The sequence below is a fragment of the Streptomyces sp. NPDC026589 genome (assembly GCF_040638385.1).
Taxonomy (GTDB): Bacteria; Actinomycetota; Actinomycetes; order Streptomycetales; family Streptomycetaceae; genus Streptomyces.
Window position 1 is genome coordinate 1 of sequence record NZ_JBEZYG010000027.1, and the last position, 17,694, is coordinate 17,694.

Below are 17,694 nucleotides of genomic sequence, written 5' to 3' on the forward strand. Positions count from 1 at the left end.
CTCCCTTTCCGGCGAGTCCGACTCTATCAGATCCTTTCGGGCCTGATTCCCAGTCAGCGGGGTTTGTCTTCCCGGCTGTTGGGCCGTTCCGACGAGTGAGACTTTAGCGGAATCCTGCGCCCCGACGCTAATCGGGGTGCGTTCCTTCGAACGCGGATTCCTCATTTCGCGCAGGCACACGAAAGACCATGCGACACGAGGTCGCGCGTTCTGTCGTGGTTACTGCGGAATGGCTGTCCGGGGACCGACCGGAGTCGGCGCTCACGTCGGACAACTCGGAGCACACTACGGAGGTGTCCGGAGTGTGTCAACCCCCGGCCGGTGGTGCCGGTGGCCGGGGGCGGGCGGTGGGGCTGAGCCGGTCGTCAGCCGTTGCCGGAGGCCAGTTCGCGGCTGCGGTCGCGGGCTGCCTCCAGGGCTGCGATGAGGGCCGCGCGCACTCCGTGGTTCTCCAGCTCGCGGATGGCGCTGATGGTCGTGCCCGCCGGGCTGGTGACGGCTTCACGGAGCTTGACCGGGTGTTCGCCGCTGTCCCGGAGCATGACGGCCGCACCGATCGCGGCCTGGACGATGAGGTCGTGGGCCTGGGCGCGGGGCAGGCCGAGCAGGATGCCCGCGTCGGTCATGGCCTCGACCAGGAAGTAGAAGTAGGCGGGGCCGGAGCCGGAGAGGGCGGTCGCCGCGTCCTGCTGGGACTCCGGGACGCGCAGGGTCTTGCCGACGCCGCCGAAGATCTCCTCGGCGGTGGCGAGGTGCGCGCCGGTGGCGTGGCTGCCGGCCGAGATGACGGACATGCCCTCGTCGACGAGGACCGGGGTGTTGGGCATGACGCGGACGACCGGGGTGTCCGGGGTGAGCCGGTCCTCGATGAAAGCGGTGGTGATGCCGGCCGCGGCGCTGATGAGCAGGCGGTCGGCGGTGACGTGCGGGGCGAGTTCGTCCAGGAGCTTGCCCATGTCCTGGGGCTTCACGGCGAGGATGAGGATGTCGGCGTGTCTGGCCGCCTCCGCGTTGGTGACGGACTCGACCCCGTACCGCGTGTGGAGTTCCTGGGCCCGGTCGCCGCGGCGGGTGGTCACCAGGAGGTCGGCCGGTCGCCAGCCCGCCCGGATCATCCCGCTGAGCAGGGCCTCACCGATCTTGCCGGTGCCGAGGACTGCGACTGTCTGGGTCATGCGTTCACCCTCCGGGCGGTGCTGGGCTGTGCTTTGGGCGGTGCTCTGGCTGTGGGTCTGGGCTGTGATCTGTCGTCTGGTGCGGGCCGTCGTCCCGTCGTCATCCTCGCATCGGGGTTCTCACGGCGTACGGCGGCGGAGGGTGATCGCGCCGAGGCAGAGGACCAGGAGGGCGCTTCCGGCGACCACGGCGATGTCGCGGACGAAGTCTCCGGTGATGTCGGGGTGGTGGAGGACCTGGTTCATGCCGTCGACCGCGTACGACATGGGCAGGACGTTCGAGATCGCCTCCAGGGCGGGGTGCATCGCCTCGCGCGGGGTGAACAGGCCGCACAGCAGGAGCTGGGGGAAGATCACCGCCGGCATGAACTGGACCGCCTGGAACTCGGACGCGGCGAACGCGGAGACGAACAGGCCGAGCGCGGTGCCGAGCAGGGCGTCGAGGAGGGCGACCAGGAGGAGCAGCCAGGGTGATCCGGTGACGTCCAGGCCCAGCAGCCAGATGGAGACGGCCGTCGCGAGCGCCGACTGGAGAACCGCGACCGCGCCGAACGCCAGGGCGTAGCCCGCGATGAGGTCGCCCTTGCCGAGCGGGAGGGCGAGAAGGCGCTCCAGGGTGCCCGAGGTGCGTTCGCGCAGGGTGGCGATCGAGGTCACCAGGAACATCGTGATCAGCGGGAAGATGCCGAGGAGGGCGGCCCCGATCGCGTCGAAGGTCCCGGCCGCGCCGTCGAAGACGTAACGGAGCAGGGTGATCAGCAGCACCGGGACGATCACGAGGAGCGCGATCGTGCGGGGGTCGTGGGTCAGCTGGCGCAGGACGCGGCCCGCGGTGGCTGCTGTGCGGGACGGGGTGAGCGGGCGGGCGGGGGCGCCCTCGGTCGCGGGCGGGGCGGTGGCCGTCATCGGGAGGCCTCCCGGGTGTGGGGCGGGGTGGGTGGTGGCGTGGCCATGTCGGCCGGGTGTTCGTCGACCAGGTGGAGGAACGCTTCCTCGACGGTCTCCGTGCCGGTGCGGCGGCGCAGTGCGTCGGGGGTGTCCTCGGCGAGGATCAGGCCGTCCCGCATCAGGAGGAGGCGGTGGCAGCGCTCGGCCTCGTCCATGACGTGGGAGGAGATGAGGAGTGCGGTGGAGCGGTCGGCTGCCAGGCGGTGGAAGAGGTCCCAGAGATCGCGGCGGAGTACGGGGTCGAGCCCGACGGTCGGTTCGTCCAGGACCAGCAGCTCCGGGGTGCCGAGGAGGGCGACGGCCAGCGAGACGCGGCTGCGCTGGCCGCCGGCGAGCGCCCCGGCGAGGGCGTTGGCGTGACGGGTGAGGTCGACGTCCTCGATGGTGCGGGTGACGGCGTCGCGGCGGGCGGCCCGGTGGGCGCGGCCGGGGTGCAGGACGGCGGCGAAGTAGTCGAGGTTCTGCCGGACGGTGAGGTCGGTGTAGACGGAGGGCGCCTGGGTGACGTACCCGATGCGGCTGCGCAGTGCGGGGTCGCCGGCGGGGCGGCCGAGGACGTCGAGGGTGCCGGTGGCTCTGGCCTGGGTGCCGACCACGGTGCGCATGAGGGTGGTCTTGCCGCAGCCCGAGGGGCCGAGGAGGCCGGTGATGGCGCCGGGTCGGACGGTGAAGTCGAGGGTGCGCAGGACGGTGCGGTCGCCCCGGACGACGGTGAGGCCGCGGGCTTCGATCGCCGGGGGTGGTGGTGGGTGCGTCGGGGGCTCGGTCGGCGTGGCCCCGCGCCTGTAATTCATCATGTGTTGAATTCTTCGCTCGACAGTGCCGCCCGTCAAGGGGTCCCGTCCCAGGCCTCCTCATGGGGTTTCGTCACGGGGTGGGGACGCGGGCCGAACGACCCAGCAGCCCGCCGACGCGGGGTCGGCGGGCTGCTGGGTCTCGTCTCTCAGACGCGGGCGGGGGCGGGGCCGGCCCTCAGGCGCGCTTGGGGCGCTTGCGGCCGGAGGTCCTGCGGGCCGCCGGGTTGCCGGTACGGGTCGAGCGGCGCTTCTCGAACTGGACGCGGGCCTTCTCGTACTCGGTGCGGCGCAGCTTCTCGCCCGGGGCCTCGGTGAGCGAGCGGACGAAGTAGGCGAGGAGCGAGCCGATGAAGCCGATCGACTTCAGGCCGCGCAGGGAGTCCTCCCGGCCCGGGTCCTTCGGGCGGGCGCCGAAACCCTCCCAGGTCTTGCGGAACGCGATGGCGCTGCAGACGGAGAACATCCCGATCACCAGCATCCCGACGATGCCCCCGACCTCCGCGATCTCCAGCCCCTCGTAGGCGAAGCGCAGGAGGAAGCAGGCGGCCACGGCGGTGGCCAGCGAGCCGACGGCGACGCCGGCCCGCCGGAGGCCGTAACCGCCGTCGTGGTCGACCCAGGTCGTGCCGAAGAAGCGGATGGGCTCGGGCCGCGGGCCCGGGGCCGTGGCGGGCGGGGTGCCGGGGGCTGCGCTGTTCTCGCTCACGAGGCCGATTATCCCCGCAGCCCCCGGGTGCCCGGCGCAGCCGTCAGTCGCAGCGCGGTGCGACGTAGCCGTCACGCCCCGTGTAGACGTAGGCGTCCGCGACGAACTGGCCGTTGGCGATGTTGTCCCAGAGGTTCGACGTGCCGTACGGGCCGGTGACCGTCTCGCCCGGCTTCTGGCAGTAGATCGGGATCTTCTGCCCGTACGGCATGGTCCTGACGATGCGGTAGCTGGTGCCGGGGCCGGTGCGGACGTTGACCCGGTAGCCCGGGGCGACCGGGTAGCGGGTGCCGGACGCGGTGGTCTCCACCTTCAGCTCGGCCTCCGCCACGGCCGTCGCCCCTTCCGCCCCGTCCACCTCGTCGCGCGTGGGCTCTGCGGTGTTCTCTTCAACGCCCATGTGGGCCTCCCCCGTTGAGATGTCGCGTACGCGAGGCGCGTACGACGCGCAGGCTAGCAAGCCCCGTGCCTCTCGCACGCACCATCGACTAGGCTCCGTGCGTCGCATGCGCACGAACACACGGGGGTGGGCGATGCCGCCGCTGCGAGAGCCCGGAACCCATCCGGAAGCGGAGTTTCCGAGTTACGCCGGCGCCTACCGTCTGGAGGCCCGTCTCGGCTCGGGCGGCATGGGGGTCGTGCATCTGGCGCGCTCGCCCTCGGGGATGCAGCTCGCCGTGAAGGTGGTGCACGCGCCGTACGCGGCGGATCCCGAGTTCAGGGCGCGGTTCCGGCAGGAGGTGGCGGCCGCGCGACGGGTGAGCGGGGCGTTCACGGCCCCCGTCGTCGACGCCGATCCGGAGGCCGGGCGGCCCTGGATGGCCACCCTCTACATTCCCGGGCCCACGCTCGCCGAGCAGGTGAAGCGGAGCGGCCCGATGGCCCCCGCCGAGCTGCGCAGGCTGACCGCCGGGCTCGCCGAGGCGCTGCGGGACATCCACCGGGCGGGCGTGATCCACCGCGATCTGAAGCCGAGCAACGTACTGCTGACGGACGGGGGCCCCAAGGTCATCGACTTCGGGATCTCCCGGCCGTACGACAGCGATCTGCGCACCGAGACGGGCAAGCTGATCGGTTCGCCGCCCTATATGGCTCCCGAGCAGTTCCAGCGGCCGCGCGAGGTCGGGCCGCCGGCCGACGTGTTCGCGCTGGGGGCCGTGATCGTCCACGCGGCGACCGGCCGGGGTCCGTTCGACTCGGACAGCCCGTACATCGTGGCGTACCAAGTGGTGCACGACCAGCCGGACCTCGGCGGAGTGCCGGAGGACCTCGCGCCGCTGGTCGCCCGGTGCCTGGCGAAGGACCCGGCCGACCGGCCCACGCCGGGCGAGGTGATGGAGGCGCTGCTGCCCCCGTCGTACGAGGCCGACGCGTTCCTGCCGTCGCAGCGGCGCCGGGCAGTGGTCGCGGCGGCGGTGCCGCCGGCCCGGGAGCGGGACGGTTCGGAGGCGGACACGCATGTGGGCCCCGTGCCCGTGGTGCGGCGCCGGCGGCTGCCGCGTGTCCGGCTGGTCGTGGCGGCGGCGCTGCTCCTGCTGATGGCGGGAGCGGGCGCCGGGGCGTACGCCGTGTGGGGCGGCGGTACGGACGCGAGCCGCCCGGAGCCGGAACGCGCGGGCGCCGGAGGCGGGCAGGGCGACGGTGCCGTCACCCCGTGGCGTACCGCGTTGCGGACCTCCGGCACCGCCACGCCCGCCTGTTCCACCGCCGGGGCGGGGGGCGCGCTGTACTGCTCGGCGGCCGGGGGCGGCACCGCCAGGATCGATCCGGCGGACGGGCGCGTGCTGTGGTCGGCCCGGTCCTCCTCGTCGCGCACGGCCGCCCACGCTCCGGTCGTCTCGGGCGGGGTCGTGCTGTCCGCCGGTCCGGACGGGAAGCTGCGCGCGTTCGACCCGGTGAAGGGCACCGCCGTCCGGGACACCGCCCTGTCCGCGAGTCCCGGTGGCGCGTTCCCGGCGGGCGACACGCTGCTGACCGTCGCGGAGGACGGCACGGTGACGGCGCTGGACGGGGCGAGCGGGGCGACCCGCTGGGAGCAGCCGCTGGCGGGGCACAGCCGGCCCGACTTCGCCCTGTACGACGGGGCGTCCGGGCTCGCCTACGCCTTCGAGCAGACGTCCTCCGGCGCGTCGACCCTGGTCACGGCGGTGGACGCCGCGACCGGCCGGGCGTCCTGGCAGCGGCGGCTGGACGGGGCCCTCACCCCGGTCGGGACCGCCGGTGCCGGGGAGCTGGTGCTGACGGCGATGGACGAGAACTCGGACACGACGGAGCTGGTCCGGTACGCGCCCGGCACCGGCGGATCGGCCCGGGTCCCGCTGCCCTTCACGCTGGACGGGCCGCAGGTGGTCATGGCCGGGGACGTCGCGTACCTGCTGGCGCGGGGCGGGTCGCTGCTGGCCGTCGACACCGCGGCGGGCGGTGCGAAGGCCGAGCTGTGGCGGCTGGAGACGGGGGTCGGGCGGGCTTCCGCCCCGGTGCTCGGGGAGGGCGGCCACCTGTACTTCTCCGCCGCGGACGGGCGGCTGCTGGCCGTCGACACGGACCGGGGTGCGCTGGTGGGGCAGACCCGGGCGCGGCTGAGCGGCGGGAAGCTCGCCTACGCCTCCGACCTGCCCGCCCCGGTCGCGGCGGGGCGGACGGTCGTGGGGACGGCGCCGGACGGGTCGGTCTTCGCGGTGGACGGGGCGGAGCCGGGCAGCTGGTGAGGCCCGGGCCCGCCCTCGGGTTCCTCCCGGGGCTCTGCCCCGGACCCGCTCCTCATTCGCCGGAGGGGCTGAAATGGGTCGCCCGGAGCCGCCGGGATGGCCGGTGGAGAGACTGAATGGGGCGCCTTGAGCCGCCGGGATGGTCGGTGGAGAGACTGAACGGGTCGCCCGGAGCCACCGGGAGAGTCGCCGGAGGGACTGAGAAGGCCGTCCGGAGCCGCCGGGCGGGCTGGGACGGTCACCGGAGCCCTCGGGGAGGTGCCCGAAGGCTCCGGAGAGGTGCCCGAAGGTGCCGGGGAAGCCGAGCCCCTGAGCAGGAACGTCAGCCCAGCTTCGAGACGTCCCTGACCGCGCCGCGGTCCGCGCTCGTCGCCATCGCCGCGTAAGCGCGCAGCGCGGCCGAGACCTTGCGGTCGCGGTTCTTCGGCGCGTACACGCCGTTCAGCGCCTCGCGTCGGGTGGCCAGTTCGGCGTCGTCGACGAGCAGTTCGATGGAGCGGTTCGGGATGTCGATCCGGATCCGGTCGCCGTCCTCGACGAGCGCGATGGTGCCGCCGGAGGCCGCCTCGGGCGAGGCGTGGCCGATGGAGAGGCCCGACGTGCCGCCGGAGAAGCGACCGTCGGTGACCAGCGCGCAGACCTTGCCCAGGCCCCGGCCCTTGAGGAAGGAGGTGGGGTAGAGCATCTCCTGCATGCCGGGGCCGCCGCGCGGGCCCTCGTATCGGATGACGACGACGTCGCCCGGCTGGATCTCCTTGCGGAGGATCTTGTCGACGGCCTCGTCCTGCGACTCGCAGACGACGGCCGGGCCCTCGAAGGTCCAGATCGACTCGTCGACGCCGGCCGTCTTCACGACACAGCCGTCCACGGCGAGGTTGCCCTTGAGGACGGCGAGGCCGCCGTCCTTGGAGTAGGCGTGCTCGACGTCGCGGATGCAGCCGCCCGCCGCGTCCAGGTCGAGGGTGTCCCAACGCTCGGACTGCGAGAAGGCGGTGGCGGAGCGGACGCAGCCGGGGGCGGCGTGCCACAGCTCGACGGCCTCGGGGGACGGGGAGCCGCCGCGGACGTCCCAGTTCTTCAGCCACTCGGCGAGGGTGTCGGAGTGCACCGCGTGCACGTCCTCGTTGAGCAGGCCGCCGCGGTGGAGCTCGCCGATGAGGGCGGGGATACCGCCGGCCCGGTGGACGTCCTCCATGTAGTACGTACCGCCGGGGGCGACGTTCGGGGCGACCTTGGAGAGGCAGGGGACCCGGCGCGAGACCTCGTTGATGTCGTCGAGGCCGTACGCCAGCTCCGCTTCCTCGGCGGCGGCCAGCAGGTGCAGGATCGTGTTGGTCGAGCCGCCCATGGCGATGTCCAGCGCCATCGCGTTGTCGAACGCGGCGCGGGTGCCGATGGCGCGCGGCAGGACCGTCTCGTCGTCCTGCTCGTAGTAGCGCTTGGTGATCTCGACGACCGTGCGGCCGGCGTCCTCGTACAGCGCCTTGCGGGCGGTGTGCGTGGCGAGGACGGAGCCGTTGCCGGGGAGGGAGAGGCCGAGGACCTCGGTCAGGCAGTTCATCGAGTTGGCGGTGAACATGCCGGAACAGCTGCCGCAGGTGGGGCAGGCGTTCTCCTCGATGCGGAGCATGTCCTCGTCGGAGATGGACTCGTCGACCGCGTCGCTGATCGCGTTGACCAGGTCGAGCTTGCGGACCGTGCCGTCGACCAGGGTGGCCTTGCCGGCCTCCATCGGGCCGCCGGAGACGAAGACGGTCGGGATGTTGAGGCGCATGGCGGCCATCAGCATGCCCGGGGTGATCTTGTCGCAGTTGGAGATGCAGATCAGCGCGTCCGCGCAGTGCGCCTCGACCATGTACTCCACGGAGTCGGCGATCAGGTCGCGGGAGGGCAGGCTGTAGAGCATGCCGCCGTGGCCCATCGCGATGCCGTCGTCCACGGCGATGGTGTTGAACTCGCGCGGGACCGCGCCCGCCGCCAGGATCGCCTCGGAGACGATCCGGCCGACCGGGGCGAGGTGGGTGTGGCCGGGGACGAACTCGGTGAACGAGTTGGCGACCGCGATGATCGGCTTGCCGATGTCCGCGCTCGCTACGCCCGACGCGCGCATAAGGGCGCGCGCGCCCGCCATGTTGCGTCCGTGGGTGACCGTGCGGGACCTCAGCTGCGGCATCGTCGCTCGCTCCTTCGGCAGGGGGGCTGCCTCCGACAGTTAAAGAAAAGACTGCTTTCGAGCGTACGCCCCGGATCCAAGATCTGGACAGCCCGTCCGGAATGCGGGACGCCGTGGCCGTTGGATGGTCAGCCCCGGCCGGGGTTCCGGCCGGGGTTCCGGCCGGGGTTCAGCGGTCGCCCAAGTATCGCTGGAGCGTGGGGGCGACCAGCGCCACGATGTCCTCCGGATCGGCGGAGGCCAGCGGCTCGGCGCGGATCACGTACCGCAGCATCGCGATGCCGATCATGTGCGAGGCGGCCAGCTCCGCGCGGAACGTGGCGTCCGGAACGTCCAGCTCCGCCGCGATCCGCTCCAGCAGCCGCCGCAGGACGAACTCGCGCAGCACCTTCGCCGCCGCCTCGTGGGTCAGCGCGGAGCGCAGGATCGCCAGCAGGGGGGAGCGAGTCGCCGGGTCCTCCCACACGGAGAGGAAGAAGCGCGCCAGCCGCTCCCCCAGGCCCTCCGGCGGGCCGCCGAGAACGGTGTGGACGACCAGGGCCGGCTCGAAGGTGACCTCGACGGCGGCGGCGAAGACCTCGTCCTTCGTGCCGAAGTAGTGGTGGACGAGGGCCGCGTCGACCCCGGCGGCCTTGGCGATGCCCCGGATCGACGTCTTGTCGTAGCCCCGCTCGGCGAACTCCGTACGGGCCGCCTCCAGGATGCGCGTACGGGCGTCGGGGCCCTCGGACGCGGCCTTGCGGGAGGGCCGGCCCCGGCGGCGCGGCGCGGGAGTGGCGGGAGCGTCCTCGGTCACGGACGGTCGGCCGGGCTCCTCGGTCACGGGCGGTCGTCCCGGCTCCTCGGTCACGGGCGGCGGATCCTCGGGGACGGGCCGTCGGCGGCGGTCGCGGTCGCCAGGTGGAGGCGGGTGAAGGCCAGCGCCTCCGCGAGGTCGGCCTCGCGTTCGGCGGAGGACATCGCGCGGCGGGTGTTGACCTCGATGACGACATGGCCGTCGAAGCCCGTACGGGCGAGGCGCTCCAGCAGCTCCGCGCACGGCTGGTCGCCCCGGCCGGGCACCAGGTGCTCGTCCTTGGCCGAGCCCTTGCCGTCGGCGAGGTGGACGTGGGCGAGCCGGTCGCCCATCCGGTCCACCATGGCGAGCGCCTCGGTGCGGGCGGTCGCGGTGTGCGAGAGGTCGACCGTGAAGTGCCGGTAGTCGTCGTTGGTGACGTCCCAGTCGGGGGCGTACGCGAGCATCTCGCGGTCCCGGTAGCGCCAGGGGTACATGTTCTCGACGGCGAACCGGACGTCCGTCTCCTCCGCCATCCGCCAGATCCCGGTCACGAAATCGCGGGCGTAGTTGCGCTGCCACCGGAACGGCGGGTGCACCACGACGGTGGAGGCTCCGAGCTTCTCGGCGGCGGCCCTGGCCCGCTGGAGCTTGACCCAGGGGTCGGTGGACCAGACGCGCTGGGTGATCAGGAGGCAGGGGGCGTGCACCGCGAGGATCGGGACCCGGTGGTAGTCGGAGAGTCGGCGCAGGGCCTCGATGTCCTGGCTGACGGGGTCGGTCCAGACCATGACCTCGACGCCGTCGTACCCCAGGCGCGCGGCGATCTCGAAGGCCGTCGCGGTGGACTCGGGGTAGACCGAGGCCGTTGACAGGGCGACCTTCGCATCGGGGATGCGCACCACTGGTTCTGCCACCTGGACAGCGTACGGGCACGGGTGCGCCGTGCCGAGGTCTCCTGGCGGAAAGTGATCAGGGCCATGGGCCCGTCACCGTACGTCACGTGAGCGGTGCGGGCCGGAGTCCCGCCGCCGCGACGTCACCCGAGCGGTGCGGCCCGGGTCCCGCCGTCGTACGTCAGCCCAGCAGTGCGGCGCGTTCCGCGGGGAGGTGGTCCAGGCGGCGCAGGATGACGCCCTCGCGCAGGGCCCAGGGGCAGATCTCCAGCTCCTCGACGCCGAACAGGTCCATCGCCCCCTCGGCCACCAGGGCCCCGGCGAGAAGCTGGGCGGCCCGGCCCTCGGAGACTCCGGGGAGCCGGCCGCGCTCCTCGACCGTCATCGCCGCCAGCTTGGGCACCCAGTCCTCCAGCGCCTTGCGGCTCAGCGAGCGCTGGACGTACAGGCCCTCGGTGGAGCGGGCGGCGCCGGCGATCCGGGCGAGCTGCTTGAAGGTCTTGGAGGTGGCGACGACGTGGTCGGGGCGGCCGGCCCGGGCGAACTCCCCCACCGTCCGCGCGATGCTGGCCCTCACGTGCCGGCGCAACGCCCTGACCTGCTCGGGGCCGGCGGGGTCGTCCGGCAGCCAGGCGCCGGTGAGACGGCCCGCGCCGAGCGGCAGGGAGACGGCGGTGTCCGGCTCCTCGTCGATGCCGAAGGCGATCTCCAGGGAGCCGCCGCCGATGTCGAGGACGAGGAGCTTCCCCGCCGACCAGCCGAACCAGCGACGGGCGGCCAGGAAGGTCAGCCGGGCCTCCTCCTCGCCGCTGAGGACCGCGAGATCGACGCCGGTCTCGACCCGTACGCGCTCCAGGACCAGGTCCGCGTTGGTCGCCTCGCGCACGGCGGAGGTGGCGAAGGCGAGCACGTCCTCGCACCCCTTGTCCTCGGCGGCCTGGACCGCGCCGGCGATCGTCGCCACGAGCCGGTCCACGCCGAGGGGGCCGATCGCGCCGGCCTCGTCGAGGAGTTCGGCGAGGCGGAGCTCCGCCTTGTGCGAGTGCGCGGGCAGCGGACGGGCGCCGGGGTGGGCGTCGACCACCAGCAGATGAACCGTGTTCGATCCCACGTCGAGGACTCCGAGTCTCATACGGGAACGCTACTGCGCCATCGGACGAGTCCGACCGGCGCATGGGGGGTGGGAGAAGGAGCGGGGCTGGGTGCGTGCAGTTGCAAGGCGGAGGATTGAGGCAGATGGGGTCTCCCCTGGTCGAGCGGAGCCGAGAGCTTGGGGAAGGAGCCATGGTGATTGACGACAACGCCGCAGATGCGCGTGCCCAGCCCCGTGACGCCGCCCCCCATGCGCCGGTCGGACTTACTCTGGGCGCGTGCCAAAGACGAAAAAGGCTAAGCAGGACAAAGCCACGAAGAAGCAGAAGTCGAACAAGCAGGCAGCGCAGCCGGAGGCGAGCGGGCCGGTCCCGTCCGCGGTCCCGTCCGACGAGAAGGGCATCGACTTCGCGCGGGCCTGGGTGGAGTTCCCCGACCCGGCCGACGACGAGCAGGTCTTCCGCTGCGATCTGACGTGGCTGACCTCGCGGTGGACCTGCATCTTCGGCAGCGGCTGCCAGGGCATCCAGGCGGGCCGGGCGGACGACGGCTGCTGCACGCTGGGCGCGCACTTCTCCGACGAGGACGACGAGAAGCGGGTCGCGGGGCACGTGGCCCGGCTCACTCCCGAGCTGTGGCAGTTCCACGACGTCGGTGCGGAGTCGGGGTGGGTCGGCGTCGACGAGGACGGGGAACGCCAGACGCGCCGCTGGGAGGGCTCCTGCATCTTCCAGAACCGGCCCGGCTTTCCCGCCGGGGCGGGCTGCTCGCTGCACATCCTGGCGCTGCGAGAGGGCAAGGAGCCGCTGGAGACCAAGCCGGACGTGTGCTGGCAGCTGCCGGTGCGGCGGACGTACGACTGGATCGACCGGCCCGACGACACGCGGGTGCTCCAGGTGACGATCGGTGAGTACGACCGCCGGGGCTGGGGTCCGGGCGGTCACGACCTGCACTGGTGGTGCACCTCGGCCACCTCGGCGCACGGGGCCGGTGACCCGGTGTACGTGTCCTACCGCCCGGAGCTGATCGAGCTGATGGGCAAGGAGGGGTACGCCCGGCTGGTCGAGCTCTGCGAGGAGCGGCTGTCGTCGCTGCTGCCGATGGCCCCGCACCCGGCGGACCCGCTCCCGGCGCCGAAGAAGCGCTGAGACCGGCCGGCGAGCCCTCGACCCGCCGGGCCCCGGGGCTCAGCCCGCCGGGTCCGGCGCGGTCAGCCCGCCGGGTCCGGCGCGGAGGGGCCGGGGCCGGTCGGGGCCGGGTCCGTGGGGCTCGGGTCGGTCGGGTCGGTGGGGCCCGGTGTCGGTTCGGGCGGGCCGGTCGGGTCCGGCGGGTCCGTGGGGTCCGGCGGATCGGTGGGGTCGGTCGGGCCCGGCCCGGGGTCGGTGGGGCCGGGGTCGGTGGGGCCGGGGTCGGTGGGAGCTGGATCGGTCGGGCCCGGATCGGTCGGGCCGGGGTCCGTGGTGCCCGGGTCCGTGGGCCGGGGGGAGCCCGTGCCCGGGCGCGTGGGGCGCGGGCCACCCGTCGTCGGGGCCGTCGCCCCGTGACCGTCGATGAGCACGGCGGAGCCCGGGGGCGTCAGTGAGATCCGGGCCCGCCACGGTCCGCCCGGCTGCGCGTCCCGGATCACGGAGACCGCGATCGTGGTGCTCTGCCCGGCCGCGAGCGTGCCGGACGTACGGCTGAGGCTCAGCCACGGGGCATCCGTCACCGCCGACCAGCTGACCGGTCCCCGGCCGGAGGCGGTCAGCGTGAGCGTCGTGACGGCCCCGGAGGTCCGGGCCGTCACCACGAGCCGGGCGTCGCCGTGCCGGGCGCCACCGGTGCTGACGACCTCGGCGGTGACATCCGGGGCGCGGGCGCCGAAGCGGTTGCCGGGGCGGCCGTCGCCGCTGTGGTCGGTGTCGTCGGTGTCGTTGCGGGAGTCGCCGCTCGTACCGCCGACGCCGTCGGCCTCCGTGGCGGTGACCGAGGTCCCGTCGTGGCCCTCGCCGGTCTGGGGCGCACCCCGGTACGCGGCCCACAGGGCGATCACGGGGGCGGCGACCACCGTCGCGACGACCGTGGTCGTCACGACCCGGGCGCGCAGCCGGTCCCGCCGGGCGGCCTGGTCCTTGGGGTCGAGCGGATACCCGGCCCGGTCGAAGCGCGGGCCGGCGGCGCGGGAGCGCTGGGCCTGGGCCATCGCGACGTACACGGAGGGGCGGGGGGCCTCGACGACGGGCAGGGCGGCGACCGGGGCGAGGGCCGCTCCGGGCCAGGGTCCGGCGGCATCGGCCCGTTCGGCGGCACGGCGGCAGCGGGGGCAGTCGTCGACGTGCCGGACGAGCTCGCGGCGCAGGGCGGCGGAGAGCAGCACCTGGTGGTCGCCGGTGATCCGGGCGACGGTGGGGCAGCCGCCGGTCTCGACGACCGCGAGGGCCGCGCGGGTGCGCTCCACCTCGCAGGCCGCGCCGGCCAGCAGCTCCCGGGCGGTGGCCGGCTCCAGACCGAGCACGGTGGCGACGGCGCGCGGGGCGAGCCCGTGGCGCACGGCCAGTTCGAGGGCTTCGCGCTGCTCCGGGGTGGTGCCCGCGGCCTCGGGCCAGGCGAGTGTGGCGAGCTCCCGGCGGCGGGCCTCGGCGGCCGGCGACTCGGAAGGGGCGGGCGCGGTGGCGTCCTCGGGAGTGGCGGGCGCGGTGGCGTCCTCGGGAGTGGCGGGCGCGGTGGCGTCCTCGGGGGTGGCGGGCAAGGCGTGCTCCGGCGTGCGCCGGGTGGTGTGCGCCCCCGTGTGCCAGGGCGGCGCGGAGGTCGTGGAGCCCTGTCGCGGATCGGAAACCTTGCGCGTATCGGAGCCTGTCCGGGTGGCGGAGGTCTCGCGCGTGGCGGAGGCCCTGGCCGTGTGGGGCGGCTTGACCGTCCCGGAGGGACGGCGGTGGGCCTGGCGGCCGCGTCCGCGCTCGGTGAGGGTGCGCAGGCAGGTCCAGCGGGCCAGCGCGTACAGCCAGGATTTACGTTCCTCCTCGGCCGTGGGGCCCCGGGCGTCCTGCCGGTCCGCGACCGACAGGGCGGCGCCGAGCGCTTCGGCGGCCGCGTCGTGGTCGCAGAGCACGGAGAGGCAGTAGGTGAAGAGTCCGTCGAGATACGGCTCATAACGTGCGGGCGGTCGCTGTGCCGGGGCGTGGGTCGCTCGGCGGTGCGCCCGGTGTGCGCCGGTGGTGTGCGTCGGGGTCTCCAGCCTGCTGCTCGTCACCCGGCGACCGTAGGCAGAGGAGCACATGCCCCAAGTGCCCCTGGAGCACATTTAACCCTTACGGGTGAACGTATCCCTCGAAAGAGGACAGAGATCGCGCATTCCGCCCGTCGTGCTCCGGCGCGCTTCCGTGCGCCCTGCGCGCGGAGGCGCCCCGCACGCCGCCGCCCTGGAGGCGTTGTCGTACCTCACCTATACGGTGGCGCCATGGCTGCCCGTACGAAATCCGCGAAGGACCGGCCGTCCTACCGCTGTACCGAATGCGGCTGGACCACCGCCAAGTGGCTCGGCCGTTGCCCCGAGTGCCAGGCGTGGGGGACGGTCGAGGAGTTCGGCGGCGCCCCCGCCGTGCGCACCACCGCGGCCGGCCGGGTCTCCACGGCGGCCGTGCCGATCGGCCAGGTCGACAGCCGGCAGGCCACCGCCCGTTCGACCGGCGTCGGCGAGCTGGACCGGGTGCTCGGCGGCGGGCTCGTGCCGGGCGCCGTCGTCCTGCTGGCGGGCGAGCCGGGCGTCGGCAAGTCGACGCTGCTGCTGGACGTGGCGGCCAAGGCGGCGAGCGAGGACCACCGCACGCTCTATGTGACCGCCGAGGAGTCCGCGAGCCAGGTCCGGATGCGGGCCGACCGGATCCGGGCGATCAACGACCACCTCTACCTCGCGGCGGAGACCGATCTCTCCGCGGTGCTCGGCCACCTGGACGCGGTGAAGCCCTCGCTGCTCGTCCTGGACTCGGTGCAGACGGTCGCCTCGCCCGAGATCGACGGCGCGCCCGGCGGGATGGCCCAGGTCCGGGAGGTCGCCGGAGCGCTGATCCGGGCCTCCAAGGAGCGCGGGATGGCCACGCTGCTCGTCGGCCACGTCACGAAGGACGGCGCGATCGCCGGGCCCCGGCTGCTGGAGCATCTGGTGGACGTGGTGCTGTCCTTCGAGGGCGACCGGCACGCCCGGCTGCGGCTGGTGCGCGGCGTCAAGAACCGTTACGGGGCGACCGACGAGGTCGGCTGCTTCGAGCTGCACGACGAGGGCATCACCGGTCTCGCCGACCCCTCGGGCCTCTTCCTGACCCGCCGCGACGTGGCGGTGCCGGGCACCTGTCTGACGGTGACCCTGGAGGGCAAGCGGCCCCTGGTCGCCGAGGTGCAGGCGCTCACCGTCGACTCGCAGATCCCTTCGCCCCGGCGCACCACCTCGGGTCTGGAGACCTCCCGGGTATCGATGATGCTCGCCGTGCTGGAGCAGCGCGGCCGGATCACCGCGCTCGGCAAGCGGGACATCTACAGCGCGACGGTGGGCGGCGTGAAGCTCACCGAGCCCGCCGCGGACCTGGCGATCGCGCTCGCGCTGGCCAGCGCGGCCAGCGACACCCCGCTCCCGAAGAACCTGGTCGCGATCGGTGAGGTGGGGCTCGCGGGCGAGGTCAGGAGGGTCACCGGGGTGCAGCGGAGACTGGCCGAGGCACACCGTCTGGGCTTCACCCACGCGCTCGTTCCGACGGACCCGGGCAAGGTCCCGGCCGGTATGAAGGTCACGGAAGTCGCCGACATGGGCGACGCTCTGCGGGTTCTCCCGCGCCGGTCTCGTCAAGAGGCGCCGCAGCCTCGTCAGGAAGACAACGCGCGCCGGTAGACTTTGCCCTGGTCTCGCCCGCCCGTGGACACGGCATGGGGGACGCAAGGGCATCGCAACCTGTGACCGGAGGAGTGCAGTGGCAGCCAACGACCGGGCGACGACGCCCGGAAAGTCCGGCCAAGGCACCGGTAACGAGGCGCTGATGCGCGCCTCGTTGAGCGCGGTCGCGCCCGGAATGGCCCTGCGGGACGGCCTGGAGCGCATTCTCCGCGGCAATACCGGTGGGCTGATCGTGCTGGGCATGGACAAGACCGTCGAGTCGATGTGCACCGGCGGATTCGTGCTGGACGTGGAGTTCACGGCGACGCGCCTGCGCGAGCTGTGCAAGCTCGACGGGGCGTTGATCCTCGACAAGGACATGACCAAGATCCTGCGGGCCGGCGTGCAGCTGGTCCCGGACGCCTCGATCCACACGGAGGAGACGGGCACCCGTCACCGCACGGCGGACCGGGTCTCCAAGGCATGCGGCTTCCCCGTCGTCTCGGTCTCCCAGTCGATGCGTCTGATCGCGCTGTACGTGGACGGGGAGCGGAGGGTCCTGGAGGAGTCCTCCGCGATCCTGTCCCGGGCCAACCAGGCGCTCGCCACGCTGGAGCGGTACAAACTGCGCCTCGACGAGGTGGCGGGCACACTGTCCGCGCTGGAGATCGAGGACCTGGTCACCGTCCGGGACGTGACGGCGGTGGCGCAGCGGCTGGAGATGGTGCGGCGGATCGCGACGGAGATCGCGGAGTACGTGGTCGAGCTCGGCACCGACGGGCGGCTGCTCTCCCTCCAGCTGGACGAGCTGATCGCCGGGGTGGAGCCGGAGCGGGAGCTGGTCGTCCGGGACTACGTCCCCGAGCCGACGGCGAAGCGGTCGCGCACGGTGGCCGAGGCGCTGACCGAGCTGGACGCGCTGAGCCACACGGAGCTGCTGGAGCTGGCGGTGGTGGCGCGGGCGCTGGGCTACAGCGGCTCGCCCGAGACGCTGGACTCGGCGGTGTCCCCGCGGGGCTTCCGGCTGCTGGCGAAGGTGCCGCGGCTGCCGGGGGCGATCATCGAGCGGCTGGTGGAGCACTTCGGTGGTCTCCAGAAGCTGCTGGCGGCGAGCGTGGACGACCTCCAGACCGTGGACGGCGTCGGCGAGGCGCGGGCGCGCAGCGTGCGGGAGGGGCTTTCGCGGCTGGCGGAGTCGTCGATCCTGGAGCGGTACGTCTGAGATCGGCCGCGGGTGAGGGCGTCCGGGTGGGCGCCCTCTTTCGCGTGCCGCCCAGCGCGGTTCAGCCCGCCGGACCACCGCGCCCGTCCGGCGCTTTAGGGCGGGCCTGGGCCACGACTGCCCGCGTCCGGCGCTTGAGGGCGGGCCCGGGCCCGGACCAGCCCGACCGGCACTTGAGCCCGGGCACGGGCCACACCCCCTGCCCGTCTCCGGCATCGAGGACTGCTCCCGAGCCACAACCAGCCCGTCCGGCGCTTGAGGACGGAACCCCGGGCCTGGGCGGGCGGCGCTCATACGGGCTTGCCCGGGCCCGTAGGCGCTTCGCTCGTCCGCGTGGACGGTTCCGTCCTCAAACGCCGGAC

Annotated in this window: 14 protein-coding genes; 4 read left to right on the forward strand and 10 right to left on the reverse strand. The window is 73.5% G+C overall.

Annotation, left to right across the window (positions count from 1 at the left end; all coding sequences use genetic code 11):
- Window positions 1-365: 365 nt before the first annotated feature.
- From proC to AB0F29_RS33930, 5 genes are all read right to left on the reverse strand, one after another.
- Window positions 366-1,175 carry a pyrroline-5-carboxylate reductase gene (gene proC / locus AB0F29_RS33910; protein ID WP_361880446.1) on the reverse strand — a complete coding sequence of 270 codons (810 nt, stop codon included), beginning with the start codon at window positions 1,173-1,175 and terminating at the stop codon, window positions 366-368.
- Between the two features lie 120 nt (window positions 1,176-1,295).
- A complete protein-coding gene (locus tag AB0F29_RS33915; protein WP_361880448.1) occupies window positions 1,296-2,081 on the reverse strand; it encodes an ABC transporter permease in 786 nt (261 codons plus the stop codon).
- Window positions 2,078-2,920 (reverse strand): ABC transporter ATP-binding protein, encoded by an 843-nt coding sequence (locus AB0F29_RS33920; RefSeq protein ID WP_361880451.1) that lies wholly within the window; start codon window positions 2,918-2,920, stop codon window positions 2,078-2,080. Before AB0F29_RS33920 ends, AB0F29_RS33915 begins: the two co-directional genes overlap by 4 nt.
- Window positions 2,921-3,095: 175 nt before the next feature.
- Window positions 3,096-3,626 carry a hypothetical protein gene (locus AB0F29_RS33925; protein ID WP_361880454.1) on the reverse strand — a complete coding sequence of 177 codons (531 nt, stop codon included), beginning with the start codon at window positions 3,624-3,626 and terminating at the stop codon, window positions 3,096-3,098.
- A gap of 43 nt (window positions 3,627-3,669) precedes the next feature.
- The gene (locus tag AB0F29_RS33930; protein WP_361880457.1) at window positions 3,670-4,026 is read right to left on the reverse strand and encodes an SH3 domain-containing protein; all 357 of its coding nucleotides are present in this window, start codon (window positions 4,024-4,026) and stop codon (window positions 3,670-3,672) included.
- Between the two features lie 133 nt (window positions 4,027-4,159).
- Between AB0F29_RS33930 and AB0F29_RS33935 the strand changes: the two genes are divergently transcribed.
- On the forward strand, window positions 4,160-6,334 hold the full coding sequence (locus tag AB0F29_RS33935) for a PQQ-binding-like beta-propeller repeat protein (protein ID WP_361880731.1): 2,175 nt from the start codon (window positions 4,160-4,162) through the stop codon (window positions 6,332-6,334).
- A 322-nt stretch (window positions 6,335-6,656) separates the two neighbouring features.
- Here AB0F29_RS33935 and ilvD read toward each other — a convergent pair whose 3' ends face one another.
- From ilvD to AB0F29_RS33955, 4 genes are all read right to left on the reverse strand, one after another.
- Window positions 6,657-8,507, reverse strand: a complete 1,851-nt coding sequence (gene ilvD, locus AB0F29_RS33940; RefSeq protein WP_361880460.1) for a dihydroxy-acid dehydratase — start codon at window positions 8,505-8,507, stop codon at window positions 6,657-6,659.
- 169 nt (window positions 8,508-8,676) lie between these two features.
- Window positions 8,677-9,303 carry a TetR family transcriptional regulator gene (locus AB0F29_RS33945; protein WP_361880734.1) on the reverse strand — a complete coding sequence of 209 codons (627 nt, stop codon included), beginning with the start codon at window positions 9,301-9,303 and terminating at the stop codon, window positions 8,677-8,679.
- 50 nt (window positions 9,304-9,353) lie between these two features.
- Window positions 9,354-10,187, reverse strand: a complete 834-nt coding sequence (locus AB0F29_RS33950; protein WP_018959688.1) for a sugar phosphate isomerase/epimerase — start codon at window positions 10,185-10,187, stop codon at window positions 9,354-9,356.
- A 172-nt stretch (window positions 10,188-10,359) separates the two neighbouring features.
- Entirely contained in the window at window positions 10,360-11,310 is a 951-nt protein-coding gene (locus AB0F29_RS33955; protein WP_361880463.1) for a Ppx/GppA phosphatase family protein, read from the reverse strand.
- Between the two features lie 238 nt (window positions 11,311-11,548).
- On the opposite strand from AB0F29_RS33955, the gene AB0F29_RS33960 reads away from it, so the two are divergent.
- Complete coding sequence (locus AB0F29_RS33960) at window positions 11,549-12,418, forward strand: hypothetical protein (protein WP_361880466.1); 870 nt, start codon at window positions 11,549-11,551, stop codon at window positions 12,416-12,418.
- 62 nt (window positions 12,419-12,480) lie between these two features.
- On the opposite strand, the gene AB0F29_RS33965 is transcribed toward AB0F29_RS33960, so the two are convergent.
- Window positions 12,481-14,526, reverse strand: a complete 2,046-nt coding sequence (locus AB0F29_RS33965; protein WP_361880469.1) for a hypothetical protein — start codon at window positions 14,524-14,526, stop codon at window positions 12,481-12,483.
- A gap of 180 nt (window positions 14,527-14,706) precedes the next feature.
- Here AB0F29_RS33965 and radA point away from each other — a divergent pair, with 180 nt between their 5' ends.
- Together radA and disA are read left to right on the forward strand one after the other, a co-directional pair.
- On the forward strand, window positions 14,707-16,128 hold the full coding sequence (gene radA, locus AB0F29_RS33970) for a DNA repair protein RadA (RefSeq protein WP_018959693.1): 1,422 nt from the start codon (window positions 14,707-14,709) through the stop codon (window positions 16,126-16,128).
- 79 nt (window positions 16,129-16,207) lie between these two features.
- A complete protein-coding gene (gene disA, locus AB0F29_RS33975; RefSeq protein ID WP_007456913.1) occupies window positions 16,208-17,332 on the forward strand; it encodes a DNA integrity scanning diadenylate cyclase DisA in 1,125 nt (374 codons plus the stop codon).
- Window positions 17,333-17,694: the final 362 nt, after the last annotated feature.

Excerpts from the sequence above, each read along its gene's own strand:
- AB0F29_RS33935 (WP_361880731.1), top strand. The coding sequence starts at position 4,160 with ATGCCGCCGCTGCGAGAGCCCGGAACCCATCCGGAAGCGGAGTTTCCG.
- AB0F29_RS33965 (WP_361880469.1), bottom strand. The coding sequence starts at position 14,526 with ATGTGCTCCTCTGCCTACGGTCGCCGGGTGACGAGCAGCAGGCTGGAG.
- radA (WP_018959693.1), top strand. The coding sequence starts at position 14,707 with ATGGCTGCCCGTACGAAATCCGCGAAGGACCGGCCGTCCTACCGCTGT.
- proC (WP_361880446.1), bottom strand. The coding sequence starts at position 1,175 with ATGACCCAGACAGTCGCAGTCCTCGGCACCGGCAAGATCGGTGAGGCC.
- AB0F29_RS33955 (WP_361880463.1), bottom strand. The coding sequence starts at position 11,310 with ATGAGACTCGGAGTCCTCGACGTGGGATCGAACACGGTTCATCTGCTG.
- AB0F29_RS33915 (WP_361880448.1), bottom strand. The coding sequence starts at position 2,081 with ATGACGGCCACCGCCCCGCCCGCGACCGAGGGCGCCCCCGCCCGCCCG.
- AB0F29_RS33920 (WP_361880451.1), bottom strand. The coding sequence starts at position 2,920 with ATGATGAATTACAGGCGCGGGGCCACGCCGACCGAGCCCCCGACGCAC.
- AB0F29_RS33930 (WP_361880457.1), bottom strand. The coding sequence starts at position 4,026 with ATGGGCGTTGAAGAGAACACCGCAGAGCCCACGCGCGACGAGGTGGAC.
- ilvD (WP_361880460.1), bottom strand. The coding sequence starts at position 8,507 with ATGCCGCAGCTGAGGTCCCGCACGGTCACCCACGGACGCAACATGGCG.